The following is a 2,875-nucleotide window of genomic DNA, read 5'->3' as shown; positions in this document are numbered from 1 at the left end:
GCTCTGTAATACGATGCTGTAGAAGCATTATGGAACAGCATTGTCAGAAAAGCGGGGATGACAACTTTTTTCCTATTTAAGTTTACTTCATGTTCTCCCGTGTTCTTATTAACGATAAGTGCATCTTTATACACATTATACGAACCATCCTCACTATACTGGCGAAGCTCGTATTTATAAATAGTGTGTGAACTTCTGAAGGGGATACCATAGTCGGAAATCTGCTTCTCATCCCCAGCGTCGGTTTTTACCCAGATCTGATTATTGCTTGGGTTGGAATTAATGACAGTGCCAGAGAAAGTCTTAACAAACGTGTAAGTTTCACCAAACAGATCAAACTTTGAGGCTGTAATCTCTGCTTTCCGGCGATCAGAAAGACCAACATTGACTTCTTCATTGCGGCGTTTCGTGGTGGAGATGCTCATACAAGTTCCTTTGTGTTAGATGTTAAATTCATATTCGATGTATGAAGAAATCAGGGACTACAGATGAGATGGTATCTGCCATTTCAAAACCTGCATGTTAGTTGAATACGTAAATAGGCTAGTTAAATCAGTCTTTTATATTCTTTGGTGTGAATTCACATTTTGACTGGGTTTACAGGAAAGGCAAATCACTTGTACCGATCGATTAAAGATTAATGATAGATATAGACTATCAACAAAAGAATATCGATCGGTATAAACGATCAATTTATTGACCTGTATCTATCAAAAAGGCTTGCCAGCCTTACATCGAAAGCGAAGCTCTTCTGGATTGAGGTGCTGATTCAATGAGATTTTTTTGGGGGAGAGGCGTAATCTCTACCACTCTCACGCTAGTGATGGTTTTGTGTTTTTGAGGGCGTTTAAGGGTTGGGATTTTGAGGTTTTTGAAGATGGTAATGATGGTATTGAGATAGGGGATGGTCTCTAACCATCTGAACGTTGAAGCCCTATAGCTTCGCTTGGGCGCTACTTTTAACGTTTCGGTTGCTATCGCTTCTTTGTTAGTTGCAACAGCTTCTGGGAGAAGCGCTTCGACAGAAGCGATAGAGTATTCGTCCTGACCAGCAGCTCGTTTATCGAGGATAAGTGCTTCTATGGGGCGGTTAACGTATTCTGTCGTGGTTTCAGGAGCATCTATAGTTATGACCATATCATGAGTTGCACTAACAGATGTTTCTCTGACAGATGATTTCAGTTTAGACAGGAAAGCATTATCACGTTCCTGTTGGTAGTCGATTCTGCTTTGCAAGGCAGACCAGGAATACCCTTTTCCCAATTGAGATGCTTTGAAAGCAATCCCGTTGTATTCGAATGAGAAGCCGTTCATGCGTCCAGTAGAGGCAATGTTAGGGATTGGCCTGATATTTTGTGCCACAAGTTGTTGCACGAAGTCGGTAATCGATTGCCTGGTATCAAGCAGTTCGTTAAGGGCGTTTTGGATGATTCCTTTTGGGCATAGCTCACCAGTTCTCTTTTCTATCATCATCTCATTACGGGATTTTTTGAGCTTCGGTTTAGGTGAGGGCGCTGCTGGAGATGCTTTCGGTCCTTTGGTTCTTGTTAGCTGGTAGTCTTGTTCAAGATCCTGGATGATACGGGTGCTGATAAGGTTCTCATTTTTACCTAAGTAGAGCTTCCCCGAACTGAGTTCGATGCGACTGGCGATGATATGGATGTGCTGGCCGGCCGCATCATCATGGAGGACATAGCATCTGAGGTGCGTTTCAGAGAAGCCCATTCGGGACATGTAATCATCAGCAATCTCTGACCACTGAGCATCTGTCAGCTCTTCGTTTTTCGGCAAGCGAAGCGAATTGTGCCAGACGGGTTTAGCAAGATCCGGGCGAAGCGCTTTAGTCGCATTGAATTCTGCAATCAACTCTCCGGCATTGCTTCCATCCATATTGCCACCAATTACTGATGGGGGAGTTTTATGATGCGAAGCTGGCCTCAATGCATAAAACACTACGCCAGCGAAGTTCTTACCTCGCTTTATCTTCTGCATCCCCTTCATGGGAAGCTCTCCACAGGTCAGCGGTAATTAAATGCAAGCGAAGCTCTGAGACCTGGCGCTTTACGGCGAAGAGTTCAGTTTGCGTCAGAGGGCTTTCATAGCTCTTGCTATCAAGATGAGCCACAAGCTTGTTTAGCTTCTGCGAAATCTCACCAAGGGTTTTCCAGGCTTCAAAATTGATGGCTGGAACGACAGCAGGAAGTTTATTAAGTGAAGATAAGCGAAGCCACTCGCCTTTACGATGACGGCCTCGTTTCTCATTGAGAAGCGTTAGCTCTTCATCATTTAATCTGACACTGACGCAATGAGAGCGAAGCTGGTCGTGTGAGAGCTTCGCTTCGTTAACGCTTCCATTACGGGAATGCTTACTTACAACGATCTTATTAAAAGTATTACTTTCGACCATATGAACTCCTTTTCATATAATTAAATAAAAGCATATTCCTTATGCTTAATTTATTTATATGATAGATGCGAATAATGTCAATGTAGTGTCTTGATTTTGCGTTTAATTTTTTTTCAACCGAAGGGTGGAAAAAACAAGGGGAACTCGAAGAAGCAGCGTAGCGCTTCGATGAGTTAGCCCTTGCTTAATTAGGAAGGAAGTCTTTTACTGATTGGATTATAGTTAATGCTTTAGAAATTATGTCATCTTTGAATTGATACAATACAAACATCGTCCAAACCGATACACCGAAGAAAACTAAACCTTCCAGTATCGTTAAGGTCTTTTCAGCACTTCTCTTTTTAATTTTAAGCTTCTCAACAGCATCTGTTGTAATCTGGTTTATTTTTTTAGTTAATGCAGCATCATTTTCATCAACGTTTTCCTTTGTAAAAAGAACCATTGTTTTATTCGATGATTCAATTATAT

At 41.8% G+C, this 2,875-nt stretch carries 2 protein-coding genes and 2 pseudogenes; all 4 read right to left on the bottom strand.

What is annotated here, in order from left to right; genetic code table 11:
- Positions 1–425 (bottom strand): annotated as a pseudogene (locus tag IM273_RS22040) (hypothetical protein); the annotation flags it as partial.
- Positions 426–729: 304 nt separating this feature from the next.
- Positions 730–2,001, bottom strand: a complete 1,272-nt coding sequence (locus IM273_RS22035) for a relaxase/mobilization nuclease domain-containing protein (protein ID WP_047061899.1) — start codon at positions 1,999–2,001, stop codon at positions 730–732.
- Positions 1,970–2,407: a hypothetical protein gene (locus tag IM273_RS22030; protein WP_023279388.1), complete on the bottom strand. Its 438-nt coding sequence runs from the start codon at positions 2,405–2,407 to the stop codon at positions 1,970–1,972. The genes IM273_RS22035 and IM273_RS22030 overlap by 32 nt, the downstream gene beginning before the upstream one ends.
- A gap of 184 nt (positions 2,408–2,591) precedes the next feature.
- Positions 2,592–2,875: pseudogene (locus IM273_RS22025) on the bottom strand (hypothetical protein); the annotation flags it as partial.

The sequence above is a fragment of the Enterobacter cloacae complex sp. P13B genome, assembly GCF_014895915.1.
In the GTDB taxonomy this organism is placed as follows: domain Bacteria; phylum Pseudomonadota; class Gammaproteobacteria; order Enterobacterales; family Enterobacteriaceae; genus Enterobacter; species Enterobacter bugandensis.
Note: the sequence above shows the minus strand (reverse complement) of the source record. Positions and strands in the feature narration are given on the sequence as shown.

Coding starts and splice junctions, on each gene's coding strand:
- IM273_RS22030 (WP_023279388.1), bottom strand. CDS start 2,407: ATGGTCGAAAGTAATACTTTTAATAAGATCGTTGTAAGTAAGCATTCC.
- IM273_RS22035 (WP_047061899.1), bottom strand. CDS start 2,001: ATGAAGGGGATGCAGAAGATAAAGCGAGGTAAGAACTTCGCTGGCGTA.